General features: G+C 38.9%; 1 pseudogene. It reads left to right on the top strand.

The window, feature by feature from the left end:
- A pseudogene (locus BQ7314_RS00875) lies at positions 1 to 352 on the top strand (hypothetical protein); the annotation flags it as partial.
- Positions 353 to 756: the final 404 nt, after the last annotated feature.

Genomic DNA, 756 nt, shown 5'->3' with positions numbered 1-756 from the left:
AGCATCTGAGAACCTGAAAGCAACATATGGTCTACAAACTGAACAAGGAATTCAGGGAAGTAAGATAATGAAAGTATATAATTCAGCTGCTGCTTTATCAGGGGTTCTTCCAAAGTTTCCGGAATTCAATTTTAAGGTTCCGTTGCCTCAGTTTGTAATCAATAATACATCTAATGGCTTTTCTACTTTATTTAAAGATGTTGCGAAAGAATTGGTATCTACAGAAAGATTAGGTGGAATTCGAGATATTATGGCCTCTAAATTTATAATTGACGATAAATACTATACTTCTCCAAAAACAGAAGATCCTGAATACCGTAATTTTGCATCAGACTGGAAAATACCAATGTAAGTTATAACAAAAAATTCCAGTCGACCACTGGCAGCGCCACTCGTGTGTGCCAAGAGAACAACGAAGTTGTTCGTAACTATATTAAAGATGAGAGTAGGTCTCTCGTAATCGGCTGAAAGGAGCTGGTTACAAACCGCCCCCTGCTGCTGAGGTAAAGAGCTTTGGTAGTGAGCGAGAGGGGAAAAGGCACGGCTAGACCGAGTCAGGTGCGTATCAAAGAGATGAATGCAAATGAACCCTTGAAGTATAGTGGCCCCCAATATTTAGACCAATACTTAAGGAGCGATTTAGCTCAAAATATAGGTTGATTATAGGGGGTTATTATTATGAGTACAAAACGAAAATCACACAGTGCAAGATTTAAGGCGAAGGTTGCCTTAGAAGCTTATAAAGGCGATAAAACA

The sequence above is a fragment of the methanotrophic endosymbiont of Bathymodiolus puteoserpentis (Logatchev) genome, assembly GCF_900128525.1.
Taxonomy (GTDB): Bacteria; Pseudomonadota; Gammaproteobacteria; order Methylococcales; family Methylomonadaceae; genus Methyloprofundus.
This window is presented reverse-complemented; position numbering and strand designations above follow the sequence as displayed.